This is a genomic window from Microbispora cellulosiformans (assembly GCF_008728085.1).
Lineage (GTDB): Bacteria > Actinomycetota > Actinomycetes > Streptosporangiales > Streptosporangiaceae > Microbispora > Microbispora amethystogenes.
The window spans coordinates 43,776-59,044 of record NZ_VYTZ01000022.1; the positions used below are offsets into that span (position 1 = coordinate 43,776).

Consider the following 15,269-nt stretch of genomic DNA (forward strand, 5'->3'; position numbering starts at 1 on the left):
GAGTGAGGAACGAACTCCCGAACGACGAGGGCGAGTCATGGCGCGCCTCCGGCACGACCTGGCGGAAGTGAGCGCCCCGAGAGTGAAGCGGGAAACACAGTGAGTGTTCTGGTGGTGACCGGGACGGACACCGGGGTGGGGAAGACGGTGGTGACGGCCGCGCTCGCGGCGCTGGCGGTGGCGCGGGGCGCGACGGCCGCTGTCGTGAAGCCGGCGCAGACGGGGGTCGCGGCCGGGGAGGCCGGGGACCTCGACGAGGTGATCCGCCTGTCCGGGGTTACCTCGACCTTCGAGATGGCGCGGTATCCCGATCCCCTCTCCCCCGCGGCGGCGGCCCGCGTCTCCGGCCTGCCGCCGCTGTCGCTCGCGGCCGCCGCGGCCCGGATCGGGGAGCTGGCGGAGTCGCACCGGCTGGTGCTCGTGGAGGGCGCAGGGGGGCTGCTCGTCCGGTACGACGAGGAGGGCGGCACGCTCGCGGACCTCGCCCGGCGCCTGCACGCCTCGGTGCTCGTGGTGGCCCGAGCCGGGCTGGGCACCCTCAACCATACGGCGCTGACGCTCGAGGCGATGGCGGGCCGGGGCCTCGATCTCGCGGGCGTCGTGATCGGCTCCTGGCCCGCCGCTCCGGGCCTGGCGGACCGCTCGAACGTCGCCGATCTGGAGATGCTCGCCGCCCGCCCGTTGTCGGGCGCGTTGCCGGAGGGCGCGGGGTCGCTCGGCCCGGAGGCGTTCGCCCGCGTGGCGCGGGCGTGCCTGGCTCCCGCGTTCGGCGGCATGTTCGACCCGGCCGCGTTCCGCTCGACCTTTATGCTGCCCCTGTGACAGCAGTGCCCCACCTGACCGACGGGAGTGCCGCGTGAAGACCGACATCCTGGAGATCGCCCGCGTCCAGGTTCTCGACGAGGGCAGAGGGCTCGACGCGGCGCAGGCGCTGGAGTGCCTGACGCTACCCGATGACCGCCTGCCGGACCTGCTCGCCCTGGCGCACGAGGTGCGGATGAAGTGGTGCGGCCCCGAGGTCGAGGTGGAGGGGATCGTCTCGCTCAAGACCGGAGGATGCCCGGAGGACTGTCACTTCTGCTCGCAGTCCGGGCAGTTCTCCTCTCCGGTCCGCGCGGCCTGGCTCGACATCCCCTCCCTCGTCAAGGCGGCCGTCGAGACGGCCGCGACCGGGGCGACCGAGTTCTGCATCGTGGCCGCCGTACGCGGCCCGGACCGGCGGCTGATGGACCAGGTCCGCGAGGGCGTCCGGGCGATCCGGGAGGCGGTGGAGATCAACGTCGCCTGCTCGCTCGGCATGCTCACCCAGGCGCAGGTGGACGAGCTGGCCGAGATGGGGGTGCACCGCTACAACCACAACCTGGAGACCGCCCGGTCGCACTTCCCCCGCGTCGTCACCACCCACACCTGGGAGGAGCGCTGGGAGACCTGCCTCATGGTCCGGGAGGCGGGCATGGAGCTGTGCTGCGGCGGCATCGTCGGCATGGGCGAGACGCCGGAGCAGCGGGCCGAGTTCGCCGCCCAGCTCGGTGAGCTGGCGCCGGACGAGGTGCCGCTCAACTTCCTCAACCCCCGGCCGGGCACGCCGTTCGCCGATCACCCGCTGGTCGACGGCGCCGAGGCGCTGAAGACGATCGCCACGTTCCGCCTCGCCCTGCCGCGCACCATCCTGCGGTACGCCGGAGGCCGTGAGCTGACCCTCGGCGACCTCGGCACGAGGGAGGGCATGCTGGGCGGAATCAACGCCGTCATCGTCGGCAACTACCTCACCACCCTGGGCCGGGCGCCCGAGCGTGACCTGGAGCTGCTCGCCGATCTCAAGATGCCCATCAAGGCGCTCTCCCAGACGCTCTGATCGGGCTTATCCCGGGCCGCAACGGGCATCAGCGGAGGTGACCGACGTTCTCCCGTGGCTGGAGGGCATTGGCCGTCCTTCTGTTCGCAAAAGAGACCGACTGGTAGGTTTCACTCTATGGAGTCCCCCAAACACGCAGGCGACATCGCCGTCGCCGTCTCCCAGGCCTACGGCGTGGACACGATGTTCACGCTCTCCGGCGGGCACGTCTTCCCCCTGTACGACGGGGCCGTCCATCAGAACATGCGCATCCTCGACGTGCGCCACGAGCAGAGCGCGGTGTTCGCGGCCGAGGCGACGGCCCGGCTGACCCGGAAGCCCGGCCTCGCGGTGCTCACCGCGGGCCCCGGCGTCACCAACGGCGTCTCGGGGGTGGCGACCGCCCACTTCAACGGCTCCCCGGTCGTCGTCCTCGGCGGGCGCGCCCCGCGCTCGCGCTGGGGCTCCGGGGCGCTGCAGGAGATGGACCATCCCCCGCTGTTCGAGACCGTCACCAAGCTCGCCTTCACCGGCTCGGGCGCGGACTCCATCGGGCAGGACGTGGAGATGGCCTTCCGGACCGCGCTCGCCCCGCACCGCGGCCCCGTGTTCCTGGACGTCCACATGGACGACCTGTTCGCTCCGTCGGCCGAGTACGACTCGGAGACGCTGACCCCGTCGCCGCTGGAGCCCGACCCCGAGGCGCTCGCCGGCATCGCCCGGCTGATCGCCGAGGCCGAGCGTCCGCTGCTCGTGCTGGGCTCGGACGTGTGGATGGACCGCGCGGAGGAGGCGGCGCGGGACTTCGCCGAGGAGTGGCGGCTGCCGGTCGTGCCCAACGGCCAGGGGCGGGGCATCCTGCCCGCCGGGCACGAACTGCTCGTCACCCGTGCCCGCGGCCTCGCGTTCAGCCAGGCCGACCTGGTCATCGTCGTCGGCACCCCGCTCGACTTCCGCCTCGCGTACGGCTGGTTCGGCGGCAAGGAGGGCGCGCCGCTGGCCCGGGTCGTGCACATCGTCGACGCGCCGTCCCAGCTCGCGACCCACACCGGCCTGTCGGGCTCGGCGTCGGGCGACCTGTCCCTCCTCTTCTGGGGCCTCGGCGCCGCGTGCGGCACCGCCGGGGTGAACCCCAAGGCGTACGCGCCCTGGGTGACCCGGCTGGGTGAGACGGCGGCGGCGGCGATCGCCGACGACACGCCGCTGCTGGAGTCGGACGCCGACCCGATCCACCCCATGCGCATCTACGGCGAGCTGAACAAGGTGCTCGCCGACGACGCGGTGGTGATCGGCGACGGCGGCGACTTCGTCTCCTACGCCGGCAAGTACGTCGAGCCGCGCCGCCCGGGCAGCTGGCTCGACCCCGGGCCGTACGGCTGCCTCGGCACCGGGCTCGGCTACTCCATCGCGGCCCGGCTGGCCCGGCCGTCGTCGCAGGTCGTGCTGCTGCTCGGCGACGGCGCCGCGGGCTTCTCGCTGATGGACGTCGACACGCTGGTCAGGCACCGGCTGCCGGTCGTCATGATCTGCGGCAACAACGGCATGTGGGGGCTGGAGAAGCACCCGATGCAGATGCTGTACGGCTACGACGTGGCGGCCGAGCTCCAGCCGCAGTGCCGCTACGACCAGGTCGTCACCGCGCTCGGCGGCGGCGGGGAACTGGTCACGTCGCCGGACGAGATCGGCCCGGCGCTGCGCCGCGCCTTCGACTCGGGCGTGCCGTACCTGGTGAACATCGCGACCGACCCGGCCGTCGCCTACCCGCGCACCACCTCCGGCGTCTGACGAGGGTGTCCGACGGGGCGCTCTGACGGGCACGAAAGACCCCGCCCGCCACACGGCGGGCGGGGCGTGCCCGTCAGGGGGCGGGCGTCCGGGCCGGGGACGCGCTCGGCGTGGCGCTGGGCGAGGCGGACGGACAGGGCTTCAGCTCCACGACGAACTTGACCACCGAGCCCTCGGGCTTCCTCGTCCCGGCGGCCGGGCTCTGGCTGACGACGAGGCCCCGGCACTTGCCCTCACCCGTCGTGGTGCCTCTGGGCTTGAGGCCCATCTTGTTGATCCGCGCCAGCGCGACGCTCTCGGTGACCTTCACGACGGACGGGACCTCGACGAGGTCCTCGGACGGGCTCGGCGAGGGAGAGGGCGTGGGAGAGGCGGACGGGCTCGGCGACGGAGTGGGCGTCGGGGTCGGCGTCGGCCTGGACGAGCTGGGCACCACCTGCGGCACGGACACCGCCGGGGTGGGCGTCCTGCGGGGACGCCGGGGGGAGCGGGACGGCGACGGGCTGGGTGTGGGGGTCTCCACGATGAGAGGCCCCGTGTTCGAGGGTTCGGGCGCGCCGGACCCGGCCGAGGCCATGTTGATCCCCGCGACGGCCAGAGCCCCGACGACGGCCACTCCCGCCACTCCGGCCGCGAGCGGCAGCCCACGGCCCCTCCGGGACCGCTGGGCGGCGTCTCTCGCCGCCGCGCGCCGCGACGTCCGGGTGCCCTGCTGCGGCGTCGCGACGGTCGCCGGCGGCACGGCCGGGGCGTCGTCCCACGACTCGCGGGTGACGCGGTAGGTGTGGCCGGTGGAGGGGACCGGCTCGGGCCCGCCCGGGTAGGGGCCGGCCTCGGCCGCCGTCGGCGAGCCGGGGGCGGCCATCGCCCGGGAGACCGCACCGGTCATGCCGGCGCCGGGAATCACAGCACCGGTGCCGTGTATTCCGGCACCGTGTATTCCGGCACCGTGTATTCCGGCACCGGGCTGCACCGCCTGCCGGGCCGCCTGGCTCATCGTGGCGGCCGACGGCCAGCGGAGCGCCGGGTCCTTGGACATGGCCCGCTCGACGACGGCCCGCACCGCGGGCGGCACGTCCGGCGGCAGCGGCGGCGGCTCCTCGCGGATGTGCTTGAGCGCGATCGTCACCGGCGAGTCACCGTCGAAGGGGCGCTGCCCGGCCAGGCACTCGTACGCCACCACGCCCAGGGCGTAGATGTCGACGGCGGGCGTGACCGGAGCCCCCTCGGCCTGCTCGGGAGCGCAGTAGGCCGCGGTGCCGAGCACCATGCCCGCGTCGGTGAGGCGGCTGCCCGAGTCGGCGCGGGCGATGCCGAAGTCGGTGAGCACCAGCGCGCCGTCCGGGCGGACGAGCAGGTTGCCGGGCTTGATGTCCCGGTGCACGATCCCCCGCTCGTGCACGGCCTGCAACGCGGAGGCGGCCTGCGCGATGAGTTCCATCGCCGGCTCGGGACCGATGCGGCCGATCCGGGTCAGCAGGCGGTCGAGCGGCTCTCCGTCCACGAACCGCATCACGAGGTACGCCGTGGAGCCGTCGCCGGGGACGTCGGTCACACCGTAGTCGTAGACGTCGACGACGCCGGGGTGGTTGACGGTCGCCATCGCCCGCGCCTCGCCCTGGAAGCGCACGGCGAATCCGGGGTCGTCGAGGCGGCCGGGAAGCAGCACCTTGACCGCGACCGTGCGCGCGAGGACAGTGTCCTCACCACGCCACACCTCGCCCATGCCCCCGGCGCCGAGCCGGGCGTCCAACCGGTAGCGCCCGGCCAGGGTCATCCCTTGGGCCACCATTTGCGCCCCGTACCCCCTAAGTCACTCGACCCCCGAAGGTGTCCAACAAAGCAGGCTCGCGTCGCGGGAAGATAACGACAGGATCACGGAACCCCGTTAGGCGAGGGCTCCGGGCTCGGGGGCCGGATGTCGAGCTTACCTGTTATCCGCCCCTAACACCGTGCACCGAGCACCGGGCCGACCAGTTCCTGGGCGTCACCTGGACGACCAGTCGCCGGCCGCACTGCGGGCAGTAGCGCGGTGGCTCCATCTCCCTCGCGGCCGGACAGGCCGCGTGATCACCGTCCTCGGCCGGACGGCCGCAGTGATCGCAGAAGAGGTCCACAGTGCATCACCCTAGCCGGTGGCCGCCTGCTCTTCCCCCTCCTTGAGACACCACTGCTCAAGACATCACTGTCCGAGGCGCCGCTCCTTGGGACGCCTCTCCCTAAGACGTATCCGCGCCGCGAAAAGTTGCGACCGGTTCCGATCGGAGGGCGACCCAATAGGCTGACGGCATGAGTCTCGCTCCGGGTCTGCGCGCCGAGGTCCGCATCGTGGTCGAGCACGAGGACACGGCCATCCGGGTCGGCAGCGGCGACGTGCCGGTGCTGGGCACCCCCCGGCTGCTCGCGCTCGCCGAGGGCGCCACGGTCGAGGCCGTCCAGCGGCACCTGGAGCCCGGGCGGACCTCGGTGGGGACCAGGGTGCTGATCGAGCACCGCCTGCCCAGCCCCGTCGGCGCGCACGTCGAGATCGTCGCCGAACTCACGGAGGTGGACGGCAGGCGCCTCGTCTTCTCCGTCAGCGCCGCCGACGAGGCAGGCGCCCTGGTGGCCACCGGCACGATCGAGCGGGTCGTCGTCGACCGCGAGCGCTTCCTCGCCCGCCTCTGAGCCCGTCTCCGAACCGCCCGATCACACCAGTCCGATCAGCTCACTCGACCACGGCGATGAGGTCGCCTTCCTGGACGACGTCGCCCTCCTTGACCTGGATCTTGGTGACGGTCCCCGGGTCCTCGCTGAGGACCGGGATCTCCATCTTCATCGACTCCAGGATCACCAGCGTGTCGCCCTCGTCGACGACGTCGCCCTCACTCACGACGATCTTCCAGACGTTCGCCACCATCTCGGCGTGTACCTCGGCCACCCGGACACTCCCCTCAACACGATTCAGCAGATCAGGATTTTCTCATCCGGGAGACCAGACCGGTGTCGTAGTCCCCGCTCACGAACTCGGGATGATCGAGCAGTTCGGCGCAGAAGGGCAGGTTGTGCTTGGGACCCTCGACCCGGAACGCCCCGACGGCCTCCCGCCCCCGCTCCAGCGCCTCCTCGCGGGTGGCGCCGGTGACGCAGAGCTTGGCCATCAGCGGGTCGTAGAACGGCGTGACCGTGTTGCCCGCGGTGTAGCCCGAGTCGACCCGCACCCCCTCGCCCTCCGGCTCCTCCCACACACCGATCTTGCCAGGGCCGGGCAGGAACCGGCGGGGGTCCTCGGCGTAGACGCGGAACTCGATCGCGTGGCCGCTGCTCCGCGGCTCGACGGAGTAGACCTCCCCGGCGGCGATCCGGATCTGGTGCTCCACCAGGTCGAGGCCGGTGACCAGCTCGGTGACGGGGTGCTCCACCTGGAGGCGGGTGTTCATCTCCAGGAAGACGAAGTCCTGGGCGTCGGCGTCCACCAGGCACTCGACCGTGCCCGCGCCGCGGTAGGCCACCGCCTCCCCCGCCCGTACGGCCGCGGCGAGCATCCGCTCACGCAGCTCCGGGGTGACGCCGGGGGACGGGCTCTCCTCCACGACCTTCTGGTGCCGCCGCTGGACCGAGCAGTCCCGCTCGCCCAGTGCGACCACCCTGCCGTCGGCGAGGCCGAGGATCTGCACCTCGACGTGCCTGGCCCGCTCGACGTACCGCTCCAGCAGGATGGCCGGCTCGCCGCCGAACCGGGCGGCCGCCCGGCAGGCCTGCTCGAAGGCCTTCGCCAGCGAGTCGTCGTCGCGGGCGACGCCCATGCCGATCCCGCCGCCCCCGCCGGACGCCTTGACCATGACGGGGTAGCCGATCTCCTTGGCGGCCCGCTCGGCCTGCGCGAGGTCGGACACCGGTTCCCTGGTCCCGGCGGCGACCGGGACGCCCGCCGCCTCCATCAGGTTCCGGGCGTTGATCTTGTCGCCCATCCGCTCGACGGCCTCGGGGTCCGGGCCGATCCAGACGAGCCCGGCGTCGATCACCGCGCGGGCGAACGCGGCGTTCTCCGCGAGGAACCCGTAACCGGGGTGGACCGCCCGCGCCCCCGTCGTACGGGCGGCCTGGAGGACCTTGTCGATGTCGAGATAGCTCTGGGCCGGGTTCGCCGGGCCGAGGAGCACGGCGTCGTCCGCCTCGCGGACGAACGGCAGGTCGGCGTCCGCCTCGGAGTGGACCGCGACCGCGCGCAGCCCCATTCCCCGGACCGTACGGATGATCCGCCGGGCGATTTCCCCGCGATTGGCGATCAGAACTGAGTCGAGCACGCAGCCAACTCTAGGCGGATCACCCGCCCGGCTCCCCCCGCCCGTTCCGACTGAACCCGGCGGGCGAATCTGTAGGGTCGCGACAACGATGATGACATCGGCGTGCCGCCGGCGGTGCCGCAGTGTTACGTCTGCTACAACCGGGTAACGAGCACGAGCCGGTCGACGACGCGCGCCAGGGCCTCCACCACGCCGGGATCGTAGGCCGAGCCACCGTCGAGGCGCAGCCGCTCCAGCGCGGCCGCCGCCCTGTCCCGGTCGGTCGATGCGCCCACGAGGTCGTCGTACGCGTTCGCGGCCCTGATGATCCGGCTGGCCGTCGGGGGCGACTCGCCGAGCGTGTCGCACTGCCGCCGGACGATCTCCGCCACGCCGTGCAGCACGCCGGTCTTCCTGATCACCTCGGCGCCCAGGCCGGCGATCCGCCGGGCCTGATCGGCGTCGGCCAGCACCGTGGCCCCGCCGGGGATCGGATCACGCAGCGAGAGCTGGCCGATGTCGTGCATGAGCGCGGCGTACTCCAGCTCCAGCAGCTGGGGCTCCGACATGCCGAGTTCCCGTCCGACGGCGACCGACAGCCGGCTGACGCGGCGCGAGTGGCCAGGCTCCACGTATCCGCCGACCTCGGTGACCCGGCTCAGCGCGCGCACGGTCTGCAGGTAGGTCGCCCGGATGCCGGCGTACTTGCGGAAGGCCACCTGTGTGACGAGCAGCGGCGCGGCGAACGCGGGCAGGGCGGTCATGTCCATGCTGTGCGAGGCGAGCGCGAGCAGGATGCCCGACGCCGCGACGGCGGCGCCGAGCGGCGCGGCCATCCTGATCTCGTCGCGCACGGCGACGGCGAACGCCGTCCTCACCTGGTTGGCCCGGAGCATGGCCGCGATCACCACGTCGGCCACCAGCATGACCGTGACCAGCACGGCCATCACCCCCAGCGCCGGCCACCAGTTGCCCTCGCCGGTGTCCCGGGCGATCGCCTCCAGCGAGCCGGTCAGCGGCCGGTAGGCGAACGCGAGCAGCGACCCGGCGAGCAGCCTGCGGGCCATCGCGTCGAGGCGCGGCGGCCGGCCGACCGCCAGATGCGGCAGCCCGCCGGCGATCATGCCGACCGACATCACCGCCACGACCTCCAGGGCCGAGTGGCCCGCGGGCCGCCCGCCGACGTCGAGCAGCAGGGCGTAGCCGAGGGAGGCCGCGGTGGAGATCGGCGCGACCTCGCGGTTGCCCGGCATGGTGAGCCGGGCCAGCTCTCCGGCCGCGATGAGCGCGCCGAACCCGATGGCGACCCGCGCGTCGGTCAGCCCGTGCGCCGCGGTGTGGGCGATCCCCGCCACGGTCAGCATCCCGGCCGCGCAGATCAGCAGGAGCTGACCCGAGTCGAGCCCCAGCTGCGCGGTGGCAGGCCTGCGTGTCCTCACCGCTCCGACACCACCTGGATCGGGGTCGTCGGGTCGTCGTGGTCCTTGGCCGTGGTCTCCACGGCGGCGGCGTCGTCCGGCGGGACGGGCGCCGGCTGGGCCGGCTGCCACCCGTGCCGGTCGAGCGCCCTGACGAACCGGGCCACCATGTCGGGGTCGAACTGCGTCCCCGCGTTCTTGCGCAGCTCGGCCACCGCGACCTCGATCGGCTTGGCCTTCCGGTACGAACGGTCGGAGGTCATGGAGTCGAAGGCGTCGGCCACCGCGATGATCCGGGCGAACTCCGGGATCTCCGGCCCGGCTAGCCCCATCGGGTAGCCCTTGCCGTCGTGCCGCTCGTGGTGGTGCATGATCCCGGCGAACGCCTCGTCGAGGAAGTCGATGCCCCGCACGATCTCCAGCCCGCGCATCGGGTGCAGCTGGATCGCGGCGAGTTCCTCCTCGGTGAGCCGGCCCTCCTTCTGCAGCACCTTGGTCGGCACGCCGAGCTTGCCGACGTCGTGCAGCATCCCGGCGTACCGGATCGCGCGGAGCCGCTCGGTGCCCATGCCGATCTCCTCGGCGATCATGGACGAGGCCGCGGAGACCCGCGTGCAGTGCCCGCGCGTGTAGTAGTCCTTGGTCTCCACCGCCTGGCACAGCGCCGCGATGGTCGCGTCGTACGCGCGCTGCTCGGCGTGGTAGTGCCCGAGCGCCCACCGGGCCACGAACAGCGGCAGCAGCACGAGCACGGCGGAGATCGACTGCACGGTCGACCACAGGGCCGCGATCAGCAGGCCGAAGGTGGCGAAGCCGACGTAGGAGCTGAGGAACTGCACCATCACGCGGAGCGAGACCTGGTCGCGGTGCACCACGGTGGCGAGCCGCAGGATGACCGCCGTGAGCGCGAAGTTCATGGCGACGAAGGCCGCCGTCGCGGCGGCGTACGGCACGAGCACGCCCGGGAAGTCGGCCGGTTCGGGCAGCCCGGGCACCCCGCCCGCGCTCTCGTAGGCCCATCCGGCGGCGTATCCGCACAGTGCGTACTGCGCGCCGTTGAACAGCCGCTTCACCAGCTCCAGGCCGGGGCGGGCGCTCACCACCGCCGCCAGCCCCACCAGGGCGGCCCCCTCCGGGCCGACGAGCACCACGGCGGCCAGGGCGGCGGAGAAGCTCACCGAAACGGCGACGTTCGGCACGCTGAGCAGCGTCGGCACCGACTCGCACAGCAGGAACAGCAGTGCGAGGACGAGGAGCGTCGACCAGTCCTCCGGCGTGAGCCCGTGCCGGGCGAGCAGGCCGCGCGCGATCACGACGCCGGCGGTCCCGACGAGCGCGGCGAAATAGACCCTGGCGGGCCACGGAAGTTCCCGCATTGGCGGCCACCTCGAATGCGGATCGGACCTGTGGGCCGGCCGTCCGTGACCGGCCCACAGGCAGTGACTACGTCCAGGAGATCCCCGGGGTGCCGGCAGCGAGGCCGACCAGAGCGACCACCGGAGTGAGCAGCGCCAGCGCCACTGTCAGCCTGACGACGGTCTTCCCAAACATTGCGCCGCCTCCACGTCGATTGCGTCCTCAGGCTACAGAAGGGGCGCGGGCCGGTCCGGGATGTCGCGACCATCGCAGCCAAAACGTAACCAAGCAATCACACCGCGTGCAATTGCAGGAGATCGACACGGTCAGGCCGACGCCTCGCGGGCCCATTCGACGGTGGCCTTCAGGCCGGTGGCCAGGTCGTGGCGGGGACGCCAGCCGAGGCCCTCCAGCGCGGGCACGGGGTCGACGGCCATGTCGGGGAGGTCGCCGAGCCGAGAGGGCTCGAAGCGCGGCTCGTCGGGGACGCCCGCCGCCGCGGCGACCAGGGTGTGCAGCTCCCGGTCGGTGGTCCGGACGCCGGTGCCGAGGTTGAACCGGCGGCCGTCGCCGCCGGCGCCGCAGGCGCGGGCGAAGCCGTCCACCACGTCGTCGACGAACACGTAGTCGCGGGTCTGGGCGCCGTCGCCGTACACGACCGTGGGTTTCCCGGTCAGCAGCGCGTCGGTGAAGATGGCGACCACCCCGGCCTCGCCCTCGGGCGACTGGCGCGGCCCGTAGACGTTCGACAGCACGAGCGTGGTGTATTCGAGGCCGTGCAGCGCGCGGTAGGTCGCGAGGTAGAGCTCGCCGCCGAGCTTGGAGGCGGCGTACGGCGAACGGGGATCGGTGGGCGCGTCGCCGGGGACCGGGATGACGGCCGGCCTGCCGTAGACCGCCACCGAGGAGGCGTAAACGACCTTGCGGGCGCCGGCGCGGCGGGCGGCCTCGAGGACGTTCACCGTGCCCTCGACGTTGACCGAGGCGTCGGTCAGCGGGTCGGCGACGCTCCTGCGGACGCTGATCTGCGCGGCGAGGTGGCAGACGACCTCCGGCCGCCAGCGCGCGGCGACCTCCGCGAGCGCGGGGTCACGCACATCCATCACGTGCAGGGGGGAGCCGGGGTTGCGCGTGTGCCCGGACGACAGGTCGTCCACCACCGCGACCTCGTGGCCGTCCGCGAGCAACCGGTCGACGAGGGTCGACCCGATGAAGCCCGCTCCGCCCGTGACCAGCGCACGCATGCCCCGCCCCCTCCCGGCCCCGTACGGGGAAGATCCTAACGGGCCGCGCCGCGGCCCGGGCCTCGCACTGCGCCCGGTCCTCTCACTGCCCAGGGGACGCGGCCTAGTCGGCCATCTCGGCGCGGACCTGCTGGATGCGGGTCAGGACCCTGGCCCGCAGGTCCTGCGGCACGGGGTCGCACCCGCAGTGCTTGGCGACGAGACGCTTGACGGCCTCTTCGAGGCCGTATTCCTCAAGACAGGGGCCGCACTCGTCGAGGTGCTTCCTGATCTCGGCGATCCGGTTGTTGTCGAGCTCGCCGTCCAGGTAGGTGTAGACCTTGTCGAGCACCTCTCCACACGGCGTGTCATGGTGTTTCCCGCAGCTCATCGCTCCTCCTCGCCAACCGTCCCGCCCTGATCCGCACCGCGGGAGTCCGGCCGTACGAGGCCGCGCTCGCGCGCGTAGTCCTCGAGCTGGTTGCGGAGCTGCCGGCGGCCGCGGTGGAGGCGCGACATCACGGTCCCGATGGGCGTGCCCATGATCTCGGCGATCTCCTTGTACGGGAAGCCCTCCACGTCCGCCAGGTAGACGGCGATGCGGAACTCCTCGGGAAGTGCGGCGAGAGCATCCTTCACGTCACTGTCGGGAAGATGCTCAAGCGCCTCGATCTCGGCCGACTTCAGCCCGCTGGACGTGTGCGACTCCGCCCGCGCCAGCTGCCAGTCCTCGATCTCCTCGGTGCCCGCCTGCTTGGGCTCCCGCTGCTTCTTCCGATAGCTGTTGATGAAGGTGTTGGTGAGGATGCGGTAGAGCCAGGCCTTGAGGTTCGTCCCCTCCTGGAACTGGTGGAAGGAGGCGAAGGCCTTGGCGAAGGTCTCCTGCAGGAGGTCCTCCGCATCCGCTGCATTACGGGTCATCCGGAGCGCGGCGGAGTAGAGCTGGTCGAGAAACGGCATGACGTCGCGCTCGAACCGCTCGCTGCGCTGCTCCAGAGTCTCCTCGGCTGTCTTGGAGACCGGACCCACCCCCTTCAGGACGCCGTACCCAGCCGAGGATACCGGTCCGCCCAGGCCGGGCCAGTCGAGGCCTTCTGACAGCACCAACGTCTTCATGCACAACTGCAACAGGGCGGGCGTAGAGTCTGTTCCCGGTGCAGATTGAGGTGACGAACGACCCGGTGCGGGGAAAAAACCAGGCACCGGCGAGGGAGTGTCCGGCCAGTGCCGTCCGTCGCGTGCGCGTGCCGGACACGACCGAGGTGGCCCGGAGACCGAGTTTCGCCGTTCCACGCGCGTGCGCGGGGACGGCCAGAGTGCAGGAGCCGCTCGTGCTGCCTATACCGGCCAACGAACTCAACGGCTCGGGCACACTCGGGCCGTACTGGACCTTCTACCACGCGGTGGTCGCCGAGCAGCTCCGGCGGTGGCTGCCCGCCCGCCCCTCGCTGCTGCTGGACCTGTCCGGCGGACGAGGGCGGTGGCCGGCCCAGGCGGCGCGCGCCGGGCACCGGGTGGTCGAGGTCGTGGACTTCCGCAGGCCGGCGGATCCGTGGCTGCGCGACGCCTCCGAGCGCATCCAGAAGGTGCGCGCCGACGATCTGGGCTTCCTGCCCGACGGCAGCGTGGACGGCGTCATCGCCGAGGAGCGCGTGCTGTCGGTCGAGATCATGGCGGAGTCGGTCGTGGAGGACGTCGCCAGGGTGCTGCGGCCCGGCGGGCGGGCGCTGCTGTGCGTCGACTCACTGGTCCTCGGGATGGCGATCCTGGCCGAGCAGAACTACTGGGCCCACCTGTGCCAGACCGGGGAGGTCATGCTGATCCCCTGGCCGGACGGCAGCATCACGCGCTGCTTCACCACCCAGCAGGTGCGCGAGCTGGTCACCGGCGCCGGGCTGGAGGTCGAGTGGGTGCGCCCGCGCACCGTACTGTCCCCGTCCACCGTGGACCACGTGCTGAGCACGGAGAGCAGGTCGCTGTCCTGGCTGGTGCGCACCGAGCTCGAGACCCAGGCGGACGGCGACGACACGGTGGGGATCCACCTGGTGGCCAGCGTGCGCAAGCCGTCCTGAGCGCCGGGGAACGATCAGCCGGCCGGTCAGCCGGGTCGCCCGGTCAGCGCCGGCGTTCGGCCCGGGACTGGCACTGCACGCAGCGCGCCGCCTCGGGGCGGGCCTCCAGCCTGCCCTCCGGCACGGCCGACCCGCAGTCGACGCACCGCCCGTAACCGCCGTCCTCCAGCCGGCGCAGCGCGGCGAGCACGGCCGTACGCTGCCGGGCCGCGGCGTCGAGCATCGCCCGGGCACGGTCGGCGTCGGTGAGGCCGGCTCCCGCGTCCGCGGAGGACCCGCCGTACCGGTCGCCGTGCCCGTCCGTGCCCGCACGCAGCACGCCGATCGACCGGTCGAGCTCGTGCAGCATGCTTTCCAGGCGCATACGCGCGGTCGCGACATCCACGAATCCGCACCTCCGGGAGTGGGGAGTCATCCGCCCAGGAGCCCCCGGTCTCCCGGTCGGTCAGCGGCCGGTCACTTTCCGTGCGACCGCCTTCCCGAACGGATTCCCACTTCGCGCGCCGCTTACACCCGTCAGAAGAGCCTGGGGACGTCGTCCCCTTCCAGGGGCTCGACCAGTTCGGGGCCGTTGTGGCGGACGTTGTTCACGACGTCGGACACGGCGTACGCCTCCAGCCGGTCCGGGCCGGCCGGGACGAGGAGCCCGGTGGGATCGGTGACGCCGGGGTCGAGCCACTCGGCCCAGCGCTCCCGCTCGACCATCATCGGCATGCGGTCGTGGATGCGGCCCAGTTTGTCCTCGGCCGTGGTGGTGATCACGGTGCAGGTGCACAGCCACTTCAGCGGGTCGTCGTCCGCCCGGCCGGGGTCCTTCCAGAACTCGTACAGCCCGGCCATCGCGAGCACGCCGCCGTCGGCGGGGTGGATGAAGAAGGGCTGCTTCTTCTTCCCCTCGACCGGCATCCACTCGTAGTAGCCGTCCGCCGGCAGCAGGCAGCGGCGCGACTTCAGCGCCCTGCGGTAGGACGGTTTCTCCGCCACCGTCTCCACCCTGGCGTTGATCATCCGGGAGCCGACGGACGGATCCTTGGCCCAGCTGGGCACGAGCCCCCACCGGACCAGCCGGAGCTGCCGCACCGCCTGGTCGCCGGCGCTCTCGCCGCCCTCGTCCTTCGGCACCCGGCACATCACCGCGTAGACGGTCTTGGTGGGCGCGACGTTGTAGTCGGGCCGCAACTCCTGGTCGGGCACGCCGTCCAGCTCGACCTCGAACTCCTCCAGCAACTCCTGCTTCTTGCGCGCAGACGCGTACCTCCCGCACATGCCATCAAGACTGGCACAAAGACCGCCGATCCGACGGGCCCCGCGCGGCG

16 protein-coding genes are annotated in these 15,269 nt (G+C 72.3%); 5 read left to right on the forward strand and 11 right to left on the reverse strand.

Annotation, left to right across the window (positions count from 1 at the left end; all coding sequences use genetic code 11):
- Positions 1–99: 99 nt before the first annotated feature.
- The 3 genes from bioD to F5972_RS34845 all read left to right on the forward strand — a co-directional run bounded on the left by bioD (position 100) and on the right by F5972_RS34845 (position 3,619).
- A complete protein-coding gene (bioD, locus tag F5972_RS34835) occupies positions 100–822 on the forward strand; it encodes a dethiobiotin synthase (RefSeq protein ID WP_150940088.1) in 723 nt (240 codons plus the stop codon).
- A 34-nt stretch (positions 823–856) separates the two neighbouring features.
- Positions 857–1,855, forward strand: a complete 999-nt coding sequence (gene bioB / locus F5972_RS34840; protein WP_150940090.1) for a biotin synthase BioB — start codon at positions 857–859, stop codon at positions 1,853–1,855.
- Between the two features lie 117 nt (positions 1,856–1,972).
- Positions 1,973–3,619 carry an acetolactate synthase gene (locus tag F5972_RS34845; protein WP_150940092.1) on the forward strand — a complete coding sequence of 549 codons (1,647 nt, stop codon included), beginning with the start codon at positions 1,973–1,975 and terminating at the stop codon, positions 3,617–3,619.
- Positions 3,620–3,692: 73 nt separating this feature from the next.
- Here the strand turns inward: F5972_RS34845 and F5972_RS34850 are convergent, their stop codons facing one another.
- Positions 3,693–5,411 carry a serine/threonine protein kinase gene (locus F5972_RS34850; RefSeq protein ID WP_150940094.1) on the reverse strand — a complete coding sequence of 573 codons (1,719 nt, stop codon included), beginning with the start codon at positions 5,409–5,411 and terminating at the stop codon, positions 3,693–3,695.
- A gap of 142 nt (positions 5,412–5,553) precedes the next feature.
- Entirely contained in the window at positions 5,554–5,736 is a 183-nt protein-coding gene (gene bsaP, locus F5972_RS39625; RefSeq protein ID WP_150940096.1) for a biotin synthase auxiliary protein BsaP, read from the reverse strand.
- A 172-nt stretch (positions 5,737–5,908) separates the two neighbouring features.
- Here bsaP and F5972_RS34860 point away from each other — a divergent pair, with 172 nt between their 5' ends.
- Positions 5,909–6,286 carry a thioesterase family protein gene (locus F5972_RS34860; protein WP_150940099.1) on the forward strand — a complete coding sequence of 126 codons (378 nt, stop codon included), beginning with the start codon at positions 5,909–5,911 and terminating at the stop codon, positions 6,284–6,286.
- A gap of 40 nt (positions 6,287–6,326) precedes the next feature.
- Here the strand turns inward: F5972_RS34860 and F5972_RS34865 are convergent, their stop codons facing one another.
- The 7 genes from F5972_RS34865 to F5972_RS34895 all read right to left on the reverse strand — a co-directional run bounded on the left by F5972_RS34865 (position 6,327) and on the right by F5972_RS34895 (position 12,910).
- The gene (locus tag F5972_RS34865) at positions 6,327–6,539 is read right to left on the reverse strand and encodes a biotin/lipoyl-binding carrier protein (RefSeq protein WP_150940101.1); all 213 of its coding nucleotides are present in this window, start codon (positions 6,537–6,539) and stop codon (positions 6,327–6,329) included.
- A 31-nt stretch (positions 6,540–6,570) separates the two neighbouring features.
- On the reverse strand, positions 6,571–7,905 hold the full coding sequence (locus F5972_RS34870) for an acetyl-CoA carboxylase biotin carboxylase subunit (protein ID WP_150940103.1): 1,335 nt from the start codon (positions 7,903–7,905) through the stop codon (positions 6,571–6,573).
- A gap of 134 nt (positions 7,906–8,039) precedes the next feature.
- Entirely contained in the window at positions 8,040–9,323 is a 1,284-nt protein-coding gene (locus tag F5972_RS34875) for an HD-GYP domain-containing protein (protein ID WP_191910469.1), read from the reverse strand.
- On the reverse strand, positions 9,320–10,678 hold the full coding sequence (locus F5972_RS34880) for an HD-GYP domain-containing protein (protein WP_150940105.1): 1,359 nt from the start codon (positions 10,676–10,678) through the stop codon (positions 9,320–9,322). Before F5972_RS34880 ends, F5972_RS34875 begins: the two co-directional genes overlap by 4 nt.
- Positions 10,679–10,984: 306 nt before the next feature.
- Positions 10,985–11,902, reverse strand: a complete 918-nt coding sequence (locus tag F5972_RS34885; RefSeq protein ID WP_150940107.1) for an NAD-dependent epimerase/dehydratase family protein — start codon at positions 11,900–11,902, stop codon at positions 10,985–10,987.
- Positions 11,903–12,005: 103 nt separating this feature from the next.
- Positions 12,006–12,272: a mycothiol system anti-sigma-R factor gene (gene rsrA / locus F5972_RS34890; RefSeq protein WP_150940110.1), complete on the reverse strand. Its 267-nt coding sequence runs from the start codon at positions 12,270–12,272 to the stop codon at positions 12,006–12,008.
- Positions 12,269–12,910: a sigma-70 family RNA polymerase sigma factor gene (locus F5972_RS34895; RefSeq protein ID WP_117408844.1), complete on the reverse strand. Its 642-nt coding sequence runs from the start codon at positions 12,908–12,910 to the stop codon at positions 12,269–12,271. Before F5972_RS34895 ends, rsrA begins: the two co-directional genes overlap by 4 nt.
- 302 nt (positions 12,911–13,212) lie before the next feature.
- On the opposite strand from F5972_RS34895, the gene F5972_RS34900 reads away from it, so the two are divergent.
- Positions 13,213–13,953, forward strand: coding sequence for a class I SAM-dependent methyltransferase (locus F5972_RS34900; RefSeq protein WP_150940112.1), 741 nt, complete (start codon positions 13,213–13,215; stop codon positions 13,951–13,953).
- A gap of 43 nt (positions 13,954–13,996) precedes the next feature.
- Here F5972_RS34900 and F5972_RS34905 read toward each other — a convergent pair whose 3' ends face one another.
- Together F5972_RS34905 and F5972_RS34910 are read right to left on the reverse strand one after the other, a co-directional pair.
- Positions 13,997–14,338, reverse strand: a complete 342-nt coding sequence (locus F5972_RS34905) for a TraR/DksA family transcriptional regulator (RefSeq protein ID WP_150940114.1) — start codon at positions 14,336–14,338, stop codon at positions 13,997–13,999.
- Positions 14,339–14,469: 131 nt separating this feature from the next.
- A complete protein-coding gene (locus tag F5972_RS34910; RefSeq protein WP_150940116.1) occupies positions 14,470–15,219 on the reverse strand; it encodes an SOS response-associated peptidase in 750 nt (249 codons plus the stop codon).
- Between the last annotated feature and the right edge of the window lie 50 nt (positions 15,220–15,269).

What these genes read in the sequence shown, in the direction of transcription:
- F5972_RS34845 (WP_150940092.1), top strand. Translation starts at nt 1,973, where the DNA reads ATGGAGTCCCCCAAACACGCAGGCGACATCGCCGTCGCCGTCTCCCAG.
- F5972_RS34850 (WP_150940094.1), bottom strand. Translation starts at nt 5,411, where the DNA reads ATGGTGGCCCAAGGGATGACCCTGGCCGGGCGCTACCGGTTGGACGCC.
- F5972_RS34860 (WP_150940099.1), top strand. Translation starts at nt 5,909, where the DNA reads ATGAGTCTCGCTCCGGGTCTGCGCGCCGAGGTCCGCATCGTGGTCGAG.
- F5972_RS34880 (WP_150940105.1), bottom strand. Translation starts at nt 10,678, where the DNA reads ATGCGGGAACTTCCGTGGCCCGCCAGGGTCTATTTCGCCGCGCTCGTC.
- F5972_RS34885 (WP_150940107.1), bottom strand. Translation starts at nt 11,902, where the DNA reads ATGCGTGCGCTGGTCACGGGCGGAGCGGGCTTCATCGGGTCGACCCTC.
- rsrA (WP_150940110.1), bottom strand. Translation starts at nt 12,272, where the DNA reads ATGAGCTGCGGGAAACACCATGACACGCCGTGTGGAGAGGTGCTCGAC.
- F5972_RS34910 (WP_150940116.1), bottom strand. Translation starts at nt 15,219, where the DNA reads ATGTGCGGGAGGTACGCGTCTGCGCGCAAGAAGCAGGAGTTGCTGGAG.